The organism is Streptomyces sp. NPDC020489, from assembly GCF_044386545.1.
GTDB lineage: Bacteria > Actinomycetota > Actinomycetes > Streptomycetales > Streptomycetaceae > Streptomyces.
The window spans coordinates 45,853-61,366 of record NZ_JBIRUZ010000005.1; the positions used below are offsets into that span (position 1 = coordinate 45,853).

Annotated in this window: 14 protein-coding genes and 1 pseudogene; 8 read left to right on the forward strand and 7 right to left on the reverse strand. The window is 72.0% G+C overall.

All coding sequences use genetic code 11. The annotated features are described in order from the left end of the window. Window positions 1-13: 13 nt before the first annotated feature. From ACH41F_RS14250 to ACH41F_RS14260, 3 genes are all read left to right on the forward strand, one after another. Window positions 14-682: a metallophosphoesterase family protein gene (locus ACH41F_RS14250; protein ID WP_391231269.1), complete on the forward strand. Its 669-nt coding sequence runs from the start codon at window positions 14-16 to the stop codon at window positions 680-682. 73 nt (window positions 683-755) lie between these two features. After that, entirely contained in the window at window positions 756-1,913 is a 1,158-nt protein-coding gene (locus ACH41F_RS14255) for an ATP-grasp domain-containing protein (RefSeq protein ID WP_391231268.1), read from the forward strand. Further along, window positions 1,910-3,190, forward strand: a complete 1,281-nt coding sequence (locus ACH41F_RS14260; protein ID WP_398835455.1) for an MFS transporter — start codon at window positions 1,910-1,912, stop codon at window positions 3,188-3,190. The genes ACH41F_RS14255 and ACH41F_RS14260 overlap by 4 nt, the downstream gene beginning before the upstream one ends. Here the strand turns inward: ACH41F_RS14260 and ACH41F_RS14265 are convergent. Beyond that, window positions 3,173-3,506: pseudogene (locus tag ACH41F_RS14265) on the reverse strand (LysR family transcriptional regulator); the annotation flags it as partial. The gene ACH41F_RS14260 and the pseudogene ACH41F_RS14265 sit on opposite strands and share 18 nt — an antisense overlap. Before the next feature lie 319 nt (window positions 3,507-3,825). Here ACH41F_RS14265 and ACH41F_RS14270 point away from each other — a divergent pair. The 5 genes from ACH41F_RS14270 (at window position 3,826) to ACH41F_RS14290 (ending at window position 9,152) form a co-directional block, all read left to right on the forward strand. Further along, complete coding sequence (locus ACH41F_RS14270; RefSeq protein WP_391231265.1) at window positions 3,826-5,511, forward strand: RNase J family beta-CASP ribonuclease; 1,686 nt, start codon at window positions 3,826-3,828, stop codon at window positions 5,509-5,511. A gap of 276 nt (window positions 5,512-5,787) precedes the next feature. Next, on the forward strand, window positions 5,788-6,624 hold the full coding sequence (locus ACH41F_RS14275) for a helix-turn-helix domain-containing protein (RefSeq protein WP_398836358.1): 837 nt from the start codon (window positions 5,788-5,790) through the stop codon (window positions 6,622-6,624). A gap of 82 nt (window positions 6,625-6,706) precedes the next feature. Beyond that, window positions 6,707-7,177: a cupin domain-containing protein gene (locus tag ACH41F_RS14280; RefSeq protein ID WP_398835459.1), complete on the forward strand. Its 471-nt coding sequence runs from the start codon at window positions 6,707-6,709 to the stop codon at window positions 7,175-7,177. Then, window positions 7,174-7,893, forward strand: a complete 720-nt coding sequence (locus ACH41F_RS14285) for an SGNH/GDSL hydrolase family protein (RefSeq protein WP_398835461.1) — start codon at window positions 7,174-7,176, stop codon at window positions 7,891-7,893. The genes ACH41F_RS14280 and ACH41F_RS14285 overlap by 4 nt, the downstream gene beginning before the upstream one ends. A 362-nt stretch (window positions 7,894-8,255) precedes the next feature. Continuing rightward, window positions 8,256-9,152, forward strand: coding sequence for an aminoglycoside phosphotransferase family protein (locus tag ACH41F_RS14290; RefSeq protein WP_398835463.1), 897 nt, complete (start codon window positions 8,256-8,258; stop codon window positions 9,150-9,152). Window positions 9,153-9,213: 61 nt separating this feature from the next. On the opposite strand, the gene ACH41F_RS14295 is transcribed toward ACH41F_RS14290, so the two are convergent. The 6 genes from ACH41F_RS14295 to ACH41F_RS14320 are packed head-to-tail and all read right to left on the reverse strand — an operon-like array spanning window position 9,214 to window position 15,487. Then, on the reverse strand, window positions 9,214-10,428 hold the full coding sequence (locus ACH41F_RS14295; protein ID WP_398835466.1) for a beta-ketoacyl-[acyl-carrier-protein] synthase family protein: 1,215 nt from the start codon (window positions 10,426-10,428) through the stop codon (window positions 9,214-9,216). After that, on the reverse strand, window positions 10,425-10,694 hold the full coding sequence (locus ACH41F_RS14300; RefSeq protein ID WP_391231260.1) for a phosphopantetheine-binding protein: 270 nt from the start codon (window positions 10,692-10,694) through the stop codon (window positions 10,425-10,427). The genes ACH41F_RS14295 and ACH41F_RS14300 overlap by 4 nt, the downstream gene beginning before the upstream one ends. Then, the gene (locus ACH41F_RS14305) at window positions 10,667-11,776 is read right to left on the reverse strand and encodes a beta-ketoacyl-ACP synthase III (protein WP_398835469.1); all 1,110 of its coding nucleotides are present in this window, start codon (window positions 11,774-11,776) and stop codon (window positions 10,667-10,669) included. The genes ACH41F_RS14300 and ACH41F_RS14305 overlap by 28 nt, the downstream gene beginning before the upstream one ends. Continuing rightward, entirely contained in the window at window positions 11,773-12,615 is an 843-nt protein-coding gene (locus tag ACH41F_RS14310) for an SDR family oxidoreductase (protein ID WP_391231258.1), read from the reverse strand. The genes ACH41F_RS14305 and ACH41F_RS14310 overlap by 4 nt, the downstream gene beginning before the upstream one ends. Beyond that, window positions 12,612-13,667 carry a beta-ketoacyl-ACP synthase 3 gene (locus ACH41F_RS14315; RefSeq protein ID WP_391231257.1) on the reverse strand — a complete coding sequence of 352 codons (1,056 nt, stop codon included), beginning with the start codon at window positions 13,665-13,667 and terminating at the stop codon, window positions 12,612-12,614. The genes ACH41F_RS14310 and ACH41F_RS14315 overlap by 4 nt, the downstream gene beginning before the upstream one ends. After that, window positions 13,664-15,487, reverse strand: a complete 1,824-nt coding sequence (locus ACH41F_RS14320) for an acyl-CoA dehydrogenase (protein WP_398835471.1) — start codon at window positions 15,485-15,487, stop codon at window positions 13,664-13,666. The genes ACH41F_RS14315 and ACH41F_RS14320 overlap by 4 nt, the downstream gene beginning before the upstream one ends. Window positions 15,488-15,514 lie beyond the last annotated feature (27 nt).

The following is a 15,514-nucleotide window of genomic DNA, read 5'->3' on the forward strand; positions in this document are numbered from 1 at the left end:
GCGCCATGCCGTCGTGACCGACATCCACGGGGACACCGCCCGGCTGCGGGCCGTCCTGAAGGGGATCCGCGAGCAAGGGGTGGACCGGGTCGTCTGCCTCGGTGACGTCTTCGAGTGCCGGATCGGGAAGCGGGAGGCCGCCGGGTACGAGTACGGCGGCCGGCTCGCGGACGTGTTCGACGCGGACCCCGAACTCGCCGCCCTCCTGGACGGGGTCGAGCTGGTGCGCGGCAACCAGGAGGAGCGGATCCGCACCCTGGTGCCCGACCCCGAGCTGCCCGACTGGACCCGCGCCCTGCTCGACGCCCCGCTGGCACACCGCACCGACTTCGCCCTGTACTGCCACGGCCATCCGCTGCCCTGGCGCGAGACGGAGCCGGGGCTGTGGTGCCCGGCGGACGCGGACTTCCCCGGCCGGGCACTGGTGCACGGCCACCACCACCGCAGCGCACTGCACCGGCTCTGGCCGGAGGGCCCCGGCCGTCCGGTGCGGGTGGAGCGGCTGCCCGTCCGGTTCGGGGAGCCCTTCCCGCTCGCGGCGGACGGCCGCTACGTCGTCAACGTCGGCTCCGTCACGGCTTGCGCCCCGGACCGGGGCCCCTCCCCCGCCTGGGTGGTCGTCGACGAGGCCGCCGCCACCGTCACCCACCACCACACCGCCCCACCACCCACGGCCCTCTGACCGACGCCCCGCGCGACCACGGATCCCCGACCCACAGCCCCCGGCCCACGGCCCCGCACCCCACGGAGAAGAAGTGACCCGGCAGGTACTCCTGCTCAACTCGGACAAGCCCGAGGTCCTCCAGGCACTGGCCCGCCGCCCCGACGTGACGGTCCGCGTCATCACCCGCAAGGCCTACGCGGACCTGTACCGGGGCCATGAGGTGGCGTACGTCGACAGCTTCGCCGACCTGACGCAGGTGGAGCAGGCAGCCTACGAACTGGCCGCGCACGGTCCCGTCGAGCATGTCGTCGCGGCCACGGAGAAGAGCGTGCCCGCCGCCGGCCTGGTCCGCATGCTGCTCGGGGTGCCAGGGCCGGGATTCGACCAGTCCCTGGCGGGCGCCCACAAGCGGGCCATGAAGGACACGCTGCGCGCCGCCGGTCTCCCGGTGACGGACTACGCCCAGGCCGCCACGGTCGACGACGTACCCCGCGCCGCTCAGCGGGTCGGTTGGCCCGTCATGATCAAGCCGGTGTTCGGAGCCGGCTCCAAGAGCACCTACCGCGTCGACTCCCCCGAGGAGTTCGCCGCGCGGCACAGCGGCGGCGAGTTCGCCGACCTCGCGGAGAAGCGGCTGCCGGTCCAGGTGGAGCGCCTGGTGCGGTTCACCCACGAGTACCACTGCGACGGCGTCGTCCACGACGCAGAGGTGGTCCGCGCGGCCGTCTCCCGCTACTTCCTCCCGCCGCTGCACACCTCGCCGAGCCTGAACAGCGGGTACGTGGCCGACCAGACGGACCCGTTCTCCCGCGAGGTTCTCGAACTGCACCAGCGCGTGGTCGCCGCGCTCGGCCTGTCGGCCGGGGTCACCCACTTGGAGGTGTTCCGTACCGAGGCGGGCCCGGTCATCGGCGAAGTGGCCGTCCGGCCGGGCGGCATGGGAATCTCCCGGATGTGGTGGCACGCCTTCGGGGTCGACCTGTGGGAGGAGTTCGTCCGCGTCACCACCGGCGAACGGCCCGGCCGGCCCGACCACGCACCGCGTCCCGAAACGGTCGGCCGCACCCGGCTGCCCGCCCTGCCCGGCCTGCGGGAGCGCGTGCTCGCCGTACCCGGTGTGCTGGAGGTGCTGACACCCGAGGAGTGCGCGAGCCCCGGGCACCTGGAGGCCTACTTCGCCGCTCCGGACGAGACGGCCGCCGAGGCGTTCATCACGGCGCTGCACACGATGACGGAGCCCGCGGCATGACCACCGCGCGCAAAGACCGACCGGCCCGGGCCCGTGCCGCCCTCGACGCCGCGCTCCCCGCCCCCGGCGCACCCCGGCTGCTCGCCGTGTCCTGGCTGGTCAAGACGATCGGCAGCGGCCTCTACCTGACCACCAGCACCCTGTTCTTCACCCGGGTCGTCGGACTGCCCGTGCACCAGGTGGCCTCCGGCCTCACCGTCGCCGGGATCGCGGCGCTGGCCGGTGCCGTGCCGCTGGGCACGCTGGCGGACCGGTTCGGCCCCCGGCGGACGTACACCGTCCTGCTCGGCGTGCAGTTCGCCACCATGGCGGCCTTGGCCCTCGCCCGCACCTTCCCGGCGTTCCTGACGCTCATCCTGGTCTTCCTGCTGGCCGAACAGGGGAGCACCGCGGCCCGCGGCGCGCTGGTCGCCACGGTCGGAGAGGGCGCCGAGCGCGTGCGGCTGCGTGCCTATCTGCGCGTGGTCACCAACATCGGCATCACGGTCGGTGCGGCGGCCTCGGCGCTGGTCATCCAGGCCGACACCGAGGCCGGGTACATGGCCCTGCTGTGGTGCACGGCGCTGACCTACCCCGGGGCGGCGGTGCCGCTGTGGTGGCTGCGGACGGACCAGACCCGACCGGCCGGGACGTCCGAACGCACGGGCTCCGGCTGGCAGGTCCTGCGCGACCGCCGGTACGCCGCCGTCACCCTGATCTGCGGTGTGCTGTCTCTCCAGGCGCAGGTGCTGTCGTTCGCGGTGCCGCTGTGGGTGCTCCAGCACACCGAGGCTCCCCCTGTCCTGGTGTCGGGCATCGTCGCCGTCAACACGGTGCTGGTGATCTGTCTCCAGATACGGTTCAGCCGCGGTGCCGAGGACGACGGCCGGGCCGCCCGGATGTGCCGCAACTCGGGGATGGCCCTGTTCATCGCGTGCGTGCTGGTGGCGTTCACCGGCGGCCTGGGCGGCTGGTCGGCCACGGTCCTCCTGCTGCTGTTCGCGGCCGCCCTCACCTTCGGCGAACTGTGGCTGTCAGCAGGCTCGTTCGGGTTGAGCTTCTCCCTCGCCCCGGACGGCAAGCACGGCCAGTACCAGGGCTTCTTCTCCCTGGGCCGCGGCGCCGCGACCGCGGTGGCTCCGGCACTGATAGCGGCACTCTGCCTCGGCGACCACCCGCGAGCGGGGTGGCTGGTGCTGGGCACCCTGTTCATCGTGGCGGGAGCAGCGGCTCCACTGGCACTACGGGTGCGGGGGACGGCGGCACTCGAGCCCTCCCGGTCAACTGCCTCGGAGTGAATGGCGCGCGGGCCGTTCGGCAACGATCCGCATGGCGGTCAGGCTCCCGTCGTTGACGCGGCGATCGGCCCGCGTGGCCGTCTCGCGCAGCCAGATATGGGCGGCGTCGTGGGTGTGCACCGGGTGCCACCACAGTGCCTCCCCCAGGGGAACGGCCTCGTACGGCGGCGAGCGGCGCCATCAAGTGGGCGAGGCGGGCCTGCACCAGAGCGATTCGCCGAGTGCCTGCGACCATCAGGGGCAGCAGCTGGAAGCTGTCGACGGAGACCTCCACGCGCGGCTCGATGCCGAGCTGGCGCACCGCGGGGGCGTCATACAGTCCGTGTCCGACGCCCTGCGCGAGGGAACGTCGTGAGGCGGCTCGAAGGCAGCTCGCCCTGCCCTCCGGCACCTCCCGCGGCCACAGGGCTGGGCCGCCGCGCTGCGCATTCGCTGCCGGGCGCGCGCTCGTGGTCGGCGGCGACCTGCCGCATGAAGAGGCCGTCGAGATCCAGCGGCTGATCGGATCCCGCCGTAGGCGTCACGGCTTCCTCGGCCCAGGTGCGGACGCAGGTGACGGCGGTCTTGCCCAGCGAGCGGAGAGATCACACAGCCAATGGATCATCTCGTTCCGCACTCCGGGTACCGTCTGGGGTATGAGTCATCCGCACCCCGAATTGAAAGCCGCCCCGCCCCTTGCCGAAGGAGGGCTGCGCGTCATCGCCCTGGGCGGCCTGGGTGAGATCGGCCGCAACATGACCGTCTTCGAGCACGCCGGCAAGCTCCTCATCGTCGACTGCGGCGTGCTGTTCCCCGAGGAGACCCAGCCCGGCGTGGACGTGATCCTGCCGGACTTCACCTCGATCCGGGACCGGCTGGACGACATTGTGGGCATCGTCCTCACCCACGGCCACGAGGACCACATCGGCGGCGTGCCGTACCTGCTGCGCGAACGGCGCGACATTCCCGTCGTCGGCTCCAAGCTGACGCTCGCGTTCCTGGAGGCCAAGCTCAAGGAACACGGCATCCGGCCCCGCACTGTGCGGGTACGCGAGAGCGACCGGCGTACCTTCGGCCCCTTCGACTGCGAGTTCGTGGCGGTCAACCACTCCATCCCGGACAGCCTGGCGGTCGCGATCCGCACCCGGGCCGGCATGGTGCTGCACACCGGCGACTTCAAGATGGACCAGTTCCCCCTCGACGACCGCATCACCGATCTGCGCGCCTTCGCCCGGCTCGGCGAGGAGGGTGTGGACCTGTTCCTCACCGACTCCACCAATGCCGAGGTGCCCGGTTTCACCACCTCCGAGCGTGAGCTGAACCCGGCGATCGAGCAGGTGATGCGTACCGCGCCGCGGCGGGTCATCGTCTCCAGCTTCGCAAGCCACGTGCACCGCATCCAGCAGGTCCTGGACGCCGCGCACCAGCACGGCCGCAAGGTCGCCTTCGTCGGCCGGTCGATGGTCCGCAACATGGGCATCGCACGTGACCTGGGCTATCTGAAGGTCCCCTCCGGTCTGGTCGTCAACACCAAGGAGCTGGAGAAGCTCCCCGACCACAAGATCACGCTGGTGTGCACCGGCTCCCAGGGCGAACCGATGGCCGCGCTGTCACGGATGGCCAACCGCGACCACATGATCCGCATCGGCAAGGGCGACACCGTCCTGCTCGCCAGCTCCCTCATCCCCGGCAACGAGAACGCCATCTACCGGGTGATCAACGGACTCACCCGGTGGGGCGCCCACGTCGTCCACAAGGGCAACGCCAAGGTGCACGTCTCCGGGCATGCCAGCGCCGGCGAACTCGTGTACTGCTACAACATCGTCAAGCCCCGCAACGTCATGCCCGTGCACGGCGAATGGCGCCACCTGCGGGCCAACGCCGACCTGGCCATCCGTACCGGTGTCGACCCCGACCGGGTCGTCATCGCCGAGGACGGCGTCGTCGTCGACCTCATCGACGGGCGCGCGTCCATCACCGGCAAGGTGCCCGCCGGCAACGTCTACGTGGACGGCATGGAAGTCGGCGGCGCCACCGAGGCCTCCCTCAAGGACCGCCTCACCCTCGCGGAGGAAGGCGTCGTCACGGTGGTGGCGATCGTCGACGCGGACACCGGCGCCCTCGCCGAGGCCCCCGACTTCCTCGCCCGCGGCTTCGTCCACGACGACACCACCTTCGAACCGGTCATCCCGGTCATCGAGAAGACCCTGGCCACCGCGGCCCAGGAAGGCGTCGGGGACGCCCGCCAACTGGAACAGCTCCTCGCCCGCGCCGTAGCGAACTGGGCCTTCCGCACCCACCGCCGCAAGCCCCTCATCATCCCCGTCATCATCGACGCCTGAGCCGGCGGCACGGCCCCAGCCCCGATCGCAGCCCCGAGATCAGACGCTTCGCCCGGTGGGCGCCAAGGCCCACACGGGCGGCGCTCGCCGGACGCGGTGTGCGCGACCCCCGCCGCGTTCGCAGCGATGAACTCCCGCATCCCGGCTGCGAGATGGCGGCATGCGGTGTCCCGGACGAGCACGATGGGCCCGCCGAGCTGGATGCGCGCCCGCACCGCGGTCATCGGTCCTGGGATGCTGATCTTCCTGGACCGGCCGGCTCGTACACTGACGAAAATGAAGGACCATACGGCCACGGAGATCGGCGCACGTCCGGCGCCCGTCCTGCGGCAGTACGTCGACTCGTATGTCGGCTTCGACCTTCGCGGGCTCCCGACCGGGGTGCACTGCGGCCCGCCGAGTCGCGCGCTCACGGCGGTGATCAGCCTGTCGGAACCTCTGGAGGTGGCGGCGGGTGTTGACGACGGGTCACCGGTCACCCGGTTCGACAGCCTGGCCGGCGGTCTGATGTGCCGGTCCGTGGCGATTCACCATGACGGACGTCAGCTGGGTGTTCAGGTACCGCTGACACCGCTCGGGGCCCGGGCCATCTACGGCATGCCCGCCTCCGAACTCGCCCACCAACTCGTCCCACTTGACGAGCTCCTCGGAGCGCTGGGCGTCGAGTTGGTCGACCGGCTCCGATCGGCGACCACATGGGCGGCGCGGTTCACGGCGCTGGACGCACTGCTCCTGCGAGCTGTCGGTCGTGGCGCCTGCGGCGACCCTGTGCGGGGGGTGCGTCCCGAGGTGGCCGAGGCGTGGCGCCGTCTCGTCGCCGCGCGGGGTTGCGTCCAGGTTGGTGCGGTCGCCGCGGAACTGGGTTGGAGCCGTCGGTACCTCACCGACCGGTTTCGCGGTGAGGTGGGCCTGTCGCCGAAGACCTTTGCCCGAGTCCTGCGCTTCGAGCACGCGCACGAACTGGCGACGGCGCAGGACCCGCTCCCGTGGGGCGATGTGGCCAGCGTCTCCGGCTATGCCGACCAGGCCCATCTCGTGCGGGACTGGCGCGAGTTCACGGGCCGATCGCCGACGGTCTGGCGTCGCGGCGAAGTCCTCCTCGGAGCCGGGTAGCCGCCAACCCGCTGCCCTCCGCGTCGATTTCCCTTCCCTTTTCTTCAAGACCGCCCGGTCGCCGTCGTGGACGATCACCGGCATGAGACTCGTCAACCACGAACGCCATGCCATGGACCTGCGCACCACCCCCGTGCACCTCGGACTGGGATCGAGAGCGAAACCCGTCGAGGGCTTCGCCTGGGACCCGGAGGTGCTCCAGGCCTACAGCGCCGCGGTCGAGGCAGACGGCGCCGAGGGCCGGATGGTGATGATCTTCGACGGTGACGGGCCCGGCGACCACTGGGAGAGCCACCCCGCAGGCGACGAACTGGTCGTCTGCCTCAGCGGATCCGTGACGGTGACCCGCGTCGTCGACGGGGTGCCCGAGCAGGTTCTGCTCGGGGCGGGCGAGGCCACCATCAACCCGGCCGGGGTGTGGCACGTGGTCGACATGGAGGGGCCCACGTCCATCCTGGCCATCACCGCGACCCTCGGCACCGACCACCGTCCTCGGACCGACACTCTCCCGACCGGGCGCGTCGGCACGCCCAGCCCGGAGGAAGCGTCGTGACGACACGCATCGCGTGCCTCGGTGACAGCCTCACCCGCGCGCAGTTCAGCGTCGACTACCTGGATCGTCTCGGACGACGCCACCCTCCCGGCGACGTGCAGCCGGCCCGATTCGGCGTCAACGGCGACTTCGCCTACAACCTCTTGCAGCGCCTCGACGCCGTCGTCACGAACCCACCCGATGTGATCACCGTGCTGATCGGGACCAACGACGCCCGAGCGAGCCTTGCCGGCTACCCCGTCGAGCAGGCCATGAAGCGGAAACAGCTCCCCCATCGCCCTTCAGCCGACTGGTTCCAACAGTGCCTGGCAGCCGTCGTCGCCCGGCTGCGAGCGGAGACGGACGCGACGGTCGGTCTGCTGTCGATACCGGTACTCGGCCAACAACTCGACGGAGCAGCCGCACAGGCATCGCACGCGTACAGCCGGATGATCGCCGAGGTCGCCGCCACCAACGAGGTGGCCTACCTGCCGCTCCACGAACGCCAGATCGACGAACTGCGTCACGCGGACCCGCCGCCGATCACCTACCGGGAGGTGACGCCCGCAGCCGTCGCCGGCGTCCTCCTCCAGCACGCGGTGCTGCGCCGCAGCCTCGACACGATCTCGCGGCGGCGACGTCTCGTGCTCACGACCGACCACATCCACCAGAACAGCCGCGGCGCCGGCCTGATCGCTGAGGTCATCGACGCCAGTCTGCTGGCCCGGAGCGCGTAGCTGGGCACAGCGGTCAGCCAGTCGGATGCCGTCCACCGCAGGGAGGTGGCGTCCGACTGGCCGGGCGGTCTACGCCTACGCCATCCCGCTCGTCTGGTGGCGTGCCCACCACGAGGGCACCTGGGCCACGGTCCCTGTGGCGGCTGCTGTCGTCGACCGCTGCACCTTCGGCGGGCCGGTGACTCTGTCGATGACGAGGAGGGACCGGGGGCGACCAGAACGGTCGGCACACCTGCGTGGGCGAAAATCTCGGTTGATCCGGCCGCTGGCGCATGAATACTGGCTGTCGTCTCAGCGGTCCGGCCTGCTTCCGGCGTTTCGAGATGGACTGTTCGAAATGGACTAGTGGAAGGCCCGCGCGAATGACGATGCACGACGACCAGGTGGACCTGACCACCGACATCGTCGCGGCCTTGATCCAGGAGCAGTTCCCTCAGTGGAGCGGCAAGCCGATCCGGCCCCTGTCGTCGACGGGGACGGTCCACGCCATCTTCCGCATCGGGAACGACCTCTCCGCGCGTTTCCCCCTGCGTCTGGTCGACGCCGCCGAGGCGCTGGCTGTTCTGGAGCAGGAAGCCCGGGCGAGCGCGGAGCTGGCGCAGGTGTCGCGGTTCCCCGCCCCGCAACCCGTCGCCCTGGGAAAGCCCGGCGCGGGTTACCCCATGCCGTGGTCGGTCCAGACATGGCTGCCGGGAACCGTCGCGTTTGATGCCGATCCGAGTGGGTCGGACGCTTTCGCCAGGGACCTCGCGGCCTTCATCGCCGACCTGCGGGACGCCGAGACGCGGGGGCGGCGTTTCAGCGGCGAAAACCGTGGCGGCGTTCTCACCGACCACGACTCGTGGATGGCGCAGTGCTTCGAGGAGAGTGAGGGTCTGCTCGACGTGCCCCGGCTCCGTCAGGTGTGGAGCCGCTTGCGGGAGTTGCCGCGCACGGGTGCCGACGTGATGAGCCATGGTGACTTGATTCCCGGCAATGTACTGGTCGCGGGAGACCGGCTCAGCGGCGTACTCGACACCGGTGGCTTCGGCCCGGCCGACCCCTCGCTGGATCTGGTCAGTGCCTGGCACCTGTTGCAGTCAGGTCCACGAGAAGTGCTCCGGCGGGCACTGGCCTGTGACGATCTGGAGTGGGAGCGCGGCAAGGCATGGGCGTTCGAGCAGGCGATGGGTGTCCTCTGGTACTACGCCGAGAGCAATCCGACGATGAGCAGAATGGGGCGCCGGACGCTCGACCGCATTCTGGAGTCAATGGAGTGACGTCGCCGGCTCTGCTCATGTGCCTGGCCGAAGGGCCGTTAGCCCCCCGACGCCCCGTCCCTCACGGGGCGGTGAAGGCCAGCACCGTGTTGTGGCCCCCGAAGCCCAGGGAGTGGCTGAGGGCCAAGTGGACGGGGTGGGAGCGGGGGGCTGTGGTGATGATGTCGATGCCGGTGGTAGTGGCGTCGGGGGCGGTGAAGTTGGCGGTGGGTGGCGCGATGGCGTGGGCGATGGTCAGGACGGTGAGGACGGCCTCGATGGCGCCGGCGGCGCCCATGGTGTGTCCCAGGGCTCCTTTGGCGGAGGTGACGGAGGGAGGTCGGCGGGGGTAGAGGTCGCGGATCGCCGTGGCTTCCACGCTGTCGTTGAGCGGGGTGCTGGTGCCGTGGGCGTTGATGTGGTCGACGTCGTCGGCGCAGGCTCCCACCTGGCCGAGGGCGGTGAGGGCCGCCGCCCGCAGGCCCGCGCCCTCGGGGTGGGGGGCCGTGGGGTGGTGGGCGTCGCTGGTGGTGCCGTGGCCGGCGAGGCGGGCCAGTGTGCGGGCGGCGCGGGCGGCGGCGTGGCATCGGCGTTCGAGGACGAGGATGCCGGACCCCTCGCTGAGGACGAAGCCGTCGCGGTCCTTGTCGAAGGGACGTGAGGCACGGGCGGGGTCGGTGCTGCGGCGGGACAGCGCGCCCATTTTGGCGAAGGCGGCGGCGCACAGGGGCGTGACCATGGCGTCGGTGCCGCCGGCGAGGGCGATGTCGCAGGCCCCGGCGTTCAGGAGCAGGCAGGCGGTGATGAGGGCGGTGGCCCCGGAGGCGCAGGCGGTGGAGGTCTGCAGGGAGGGGCCGGTGATGCCGAGGTCGAGGGCGAGGTGGCCGGCCGTCATGTTGGGGAGGAAGGCGGGCATGGTGAGGGGGGACAGGGCGGCGGGGCCGGTGGTGAGGAACTTGTGGTGCTGGGCTTCGAGGCTGTCGATGCCGCCGGCCGCGGTGCCGATGACCACGGCGACGCGGGCGGGGTCCCAGTCGGCCGGATCGAGGCCTGCGGAGTCGAGGGCCTCCCGGGCGGCGGTCAGCAGGAAGCGGGTGCCGCGGTCGAAGCGCCACAGGCGGCCCCGGCCGGGCGGGAGGTCCGGCACGCGGCAGGACATGGTCACCGGCAGGTCGCTCAGGACGGGGTCGGTGTGCGCGGTGGGTCTGGCCGCGCACACCGTTTCCCAGGTGTCCTGCACACCGATGCCGCCGGGCGTGACGAGGCCGATGCCGGTGACGGCCACCTCGTCGCTCACTGCGCGGCCTTGTGTCCCGGGGCGGCTTCTTTCTCGTCCAGGAGCTCGGTCACCGCGCGAGCCACGTCGGCGACGGTGAGCTCGCCGGAGGCGGCGGAGTCGTCGAGCGGGATGTGCCACTGCTCCTGGAGGGTGACGTAGAGCTCGACGACGGCGAGGGAGTCCAGTTCCAGGGTGTCGAGAGTGGCTTCCGGCGCGATGCGGTCGGGGTCGACTTCGAACTTGTCGCTGAGGAGGGTCACCAGGTGGTCGTAGACGCGGTCCACGGGTGGCTCCTTGAGAGGTCGGGGGTGCGAAGCAGGTCGCTGGGCGGTGCTTCGGTGCGGGGGGCGGCGCTGGGCCAGTGCAGGGCGACGGAGGCCCAGGTGAGTCCGCCGCCGAAGGCGGTCAGCAGGGAGCGTGCGCCGGGTGCGACGGTCTGGTGCACGGCCGGGTCGGCCAGGACGAGGGGGATGGAGGCGGCCGCGGTGTTGCCGAGGTCGCGGATGTTGCCGAACCGGTGGGCGGGTGCGATGCCGAGGCGGTCCGCGACGGAGTCCAGGATGCGCTGGTTGGCCTGGTGGCCGACGAAGGCCCGTACCGTGTCCGTGGCCCAACCTGCGTGGTGGAGCGCCGAGTTGGCGGATCGCGTCATGTGGCGTACGGCGTGGGCGTAGACCGTGCGGCCCTGCATGCGGAAGTGGCGTGCGGCCGGGTCGGCGGGCGGCAGGTGTTGCGGGTGGCGGGAGCCGCCGTGCGGGACGGTGATGAGGTCGTTGCCGCTGCCGTCGGCGCCGAGGTCGGTGGCGATCACGGCCCCGGGTTCGTCCGGGGTGCCGGGGCGCAGCAGGACCGCTCCGGCGCCGTCGCCGAAGATCGGTGCGGTCTCGCGGTCGGTGGGGTCGACGATGGTGGTGTAGGTGTCGGCTCCGATGACCAGGGCCGTGGCGCATGCGGTGCCGCGGATGAGTGCGGTCGCCGTGGCCAGCCCGTACAGGAAGCCCGAGCAGACGGCCACGAGGTCGAAGGCGGGGATGGTGCCCAGGCCCAGCCGGTGGGCCACGGCGGGAGCAGTGGCCGGGCAGGGCTGGTCGGGTGTGCTGGTGGCGAGCAGCAGCATGTCGGGGCGTAGATCCCCGGCGGAGGTGAGCGCGGCCCGGCCGGCGCCGACCGCGAGGTCGCCGGTACTGGTGCCGGGCTCGGCGTGGCGGCGGTGGGCGATGCCGGTGCGGTCCCGGATCCAGGTGTCGTCGGTGCGCAGGCCGCCGCGTGCGATGACCGTGTCGTTGTCGACGACGCGTGGCGGCAGGCAGGCGCCGATTCCCGCGATCACCGCGGTGGAACTGCCGGTGGACGCAGGAGTGTTCATGCCGCCGCGAAGGGGGATGCGGGCTTGGGGTGGCCGGCCAGGCCGCCGTCCGGTACGGCGAGTCCGCCGTCGACGACGAGCGCGTGTCCGGTGACGAACGAGGAGGCCGGAGAGGCGAGGAAGAGCGTGGCTCCGACGACCTCGTCCGCGGTGGCCCAGCGGCCCATGGGGACGTGGCTGGTGAGCCAGTCGGACAGCGGGCCCGTCTCGCTGGCGAAGGCGGTCATGTCGGTGCGGGTCCAGCCGGGGCACAGGGCGTTGACGCGGATGCCGTGCCGGGCCCAGCCGACCGCGAGACTGCGGGTGAGGGAGAGCTGCGCGGCCTTGGTGGCGGCGTACGCCTCCATCATGGGGGTGCCGACGAGCCCGGCGACGGAGGACATCAGGATCAGGCTGGCGCGGCGGGAGTCGGCGAGGTGGGGGTGGGCGGCCCGGCACAGGGCGGCGGTGGCGTTGAGGTTGACGGTGACGACCGTGTCCCAGTCCTGCTGGCGGGCGTGCTGGAGTGGCGCCAGCTGGGGGCTGCCGTCCTCGGCTGTGGGCAGGGTGCCCGCGTTGTGGACGATGACGTCGAGGCCGCCGAGTGCGGCGGCCGCCCGGTCGACCAGGTCGGCTCCGGCACCCGGCAGGGCGAGGTCCCCGTCGAGGGCCACCGCCTTGCGGCCCCTTTCCTCCACGGCCTTGAGGGTGTCGTCGAGCGCGGGCAGGGTGCGGGCGGTGACCGCCAGGTCGCAGCCCGCGTCGGCCAGGGCCTCGGCGACTGCCTTGCCGATACCACGGGACGCGCCGGTCACCAGCGCGCGTGCGCCGTCCAGGCGGAACAGGTCCAGGGCGTTCATCGGAGCACTCCTTCGGATGCGGGACGTGCGGCGGGTTGTGTCGAGGTGCGGGCGGGGGCTCCGCTCCAGGTGAGGAGAGCGCTGCCCCAGGTCATGCCGGCGCCGAAGACGGCCAGCAGGACGCGGTCACCGGCCCGCAGCCGCTGTCCGGCGGCACGGGCGAGTGCGTAGGGTGCGCTGGCGGCGCCGATGTTGCCGACCTCGTCGCCGACGACCACCAGGCGGTCGGCGGGGATACCGAGGTCGGCGCCGATGCGCCTGAGCAGGACGGGGTTGGGCTGGTGGGCGACGACGCAGTCGATGTCCTGGATGCCCAGCCCGCCCCGTTCGAGGGCGTCGGTGATGAGTCGGGGGAAGACGTCGGTGATGAACCGGCTGATGGTGCGGCCGTCCATGTGGATGCGGTGGCCGTTGCCGGTGAGAGTGGCCGCGCTCGCCGGGAGGCGGCTGCCGCCGGCCGGGATCAGGACGCGGTCGGCGAGGGCGCCGTCGGAGCCGAGACTGAAGTGCGTGAAGCCCTGGTCGTCCGGTACCGGCCCCAGGATGGCGGCGGCGGCCCCGTCGGCGAACAGGACCGCGGTGCCCCGGTCGGCCGGGTCGAGGAACTTCGAGTACGCCTCGACGCCGACCACGGCCGCGTACCGGATCTCCGGGCTGCCGCGCAGCCAGTCGTGCGCCACCTTGGCCGCGAACAACCAGCCCGAGCAGGCCGCGGCGACGTCGAGGGCGACCGCGTTGCCCGCGCCCACCGCCGTCTGGATGCGGCAGGCGGTCGACGGCCCGAGCTCGTCAGGGGTCGAGGTGCCGCAGACCAGCAGGCCGATGTCGGCCAGGTCGACGCCGGCTGCCTCCGCCGCCGAGCGGACAGCGTGCGCCGCCAGGTCGGAGGCCGCCTCGTCGGGACCTGCCACATGGCGTTTGAGGACTCCGGTGCGTTCGCTGATCCATTCGGCCGTCACTCCGGCACCGCGCGCCACTTCGGCGTTGGTGCGCACCGTGGGCGGCAGGTGGGTACCCATGCCGAGGACCCCGATACGATGCTCGCCCGTCATGCCGTGCCTCCCCGGGTCCAGGTGAGGGTGGTCCGAGGCGCGATGTCGCAGTCGGCGGGGGCGATGCCGTCGGGGTGGGCGAACGCCTCGGTCAGCAGCGGCAGATGGGGAAGGATCTCGTCGCACAGCTCGTCGGCGGCACCGGACAGCGCCTGGATGTCCGCAGGACCCAGCGTTTCGAGGGCGAGCAGTGAACCCGACCATCGGCGGGCCGCCGTGACGCCGTGCAGGGCCGCCAACGCCCGCAGGGCGCGGGCCAGGTCGCGGTCCTGGGTCCCGGCGAGCGTGCGGGTGACGTCCTCGGCCACGAGCGCGTTCGCATAGATCTCGCCGAGGGTACCGGCGTCCTCCAGCAGGGGGTTCCACCGCTCGAACGGGGTGCCGGTGCCCGTGGCGTGCGCCGACTCGCCGAGGTGCCGGGTCAGGTCGTGCTGGTGGCGTCGTACGACCGCAGGCCACCAGTGCGCTGACGTGGGTGGTGTGTCGGCTGTGCGCGGCGGGGGTTCCGCCGCCTGCCCGGTCGTTCCGCCTTCGACGAGGGCGCGTCCGATGTCGTAGAAGATGAGCTGGCTGTCCCCGCCGGCCGGGTCGAAGGCGTGGTGGAAGCCGTGGTACGCGGCCAGCCGGTTCACGTCCAGGTGTCCGGAGAAGCCGCAGCGGCGCTGGCATTCGGCGCTGACGCGGGCGGCCAGCCGGACCGCCGCGGCCTTGTACGCGGCCAGCGGCTGGTTGACGGCGGTCCACGGGGTGAAGCCCATCTCCGTCCCGTGCCGGTCGGCGGGGGCCGCGCGGGACTCCTCCCACAGGGCGAGGGCGCCGTGAGCGGCGCAGGTCAGGGCAAACGCGTCCGCCATGGCTCCCAGCACGGCGCGCTGCTGGGTCCGGTAGGTGAGCAACGGCACCCCGGGCGCCAACGTTCCCTGGGTGCTGCGCCCTTGGGCGTAGGTGACGGCCTGGACGGCGGACTGGCGGCTGGTGGCGGCCGCGACCGCCGGCATGGTCGCCCACAGCCCCTGGCCCACGCGCAGGGTGCGTTGCAGGCGCCGCTCCGCGGACCCCGCGGGGTCGTGGAAGGTGCCGTCGGGTGCGATGCGGGCGCCGTCGGCGAGCCAGTGAGTGTGTGGCAGCCGGACGTGATGGAAGTGGACCTGGACGTAGTCGAGGGGCAGCGCGCCCAGGGCGATGGGCGAGGAGACCTCGATGCCTGGCAACAGCCCCTCGTCGTCGGTGAGATCGGCGACGAACGCGAAGACCCCGCGGTCGGCGCCCTCGGTGACCAGCCGTGCGAGCACCACCGCCGTCTGCGGTACGTCCAGGGTCCCGGCGCTGCCGAACTTGGCGGCCCGCGCGTCCGGGGTGTGCAGGACGAACTCTCCGGTGGACGGGTCGAGTTCGGCCAGGGTCCGGGTCGCGAGGTGGCTGTTGGCCCCGCCGGCCTCGGTGATCAGGTAGACGCCCTTGGCCCGGCCGGACCGCAGGGCCTTCACCCGGGACATCACGTCCTCGGATCCGTCGCCGAGTTGGGTGAGGGATCCCAGGCAGAGCAGGTGGTGGACGAGTGCCGCCAGGCAGAGGGAGGGGTCGGATGCCGCCGCCCAGGCGTGGGCGGTGGCCAGCCTTGGCGGATCGTCGAAGAGATCGTGCGGCAGTGTCTCGCCCAACAGGCGTAAGCGGTGCAGCAGTTGTCTGCCTCTGCCGTCGGCAGGGACGTCAGCGGTGAGGGCCTGGTGGAGGTCGGAGAGGAAAGCGGAGTCACAGGGGCCGTGGACGAGCCGCCGTATCTCGTCGTGGGTGGCCGTCGGCAGGGGCGCAAGGGGCATCGCTGATCCTCCAGGACCGGGAGTGGG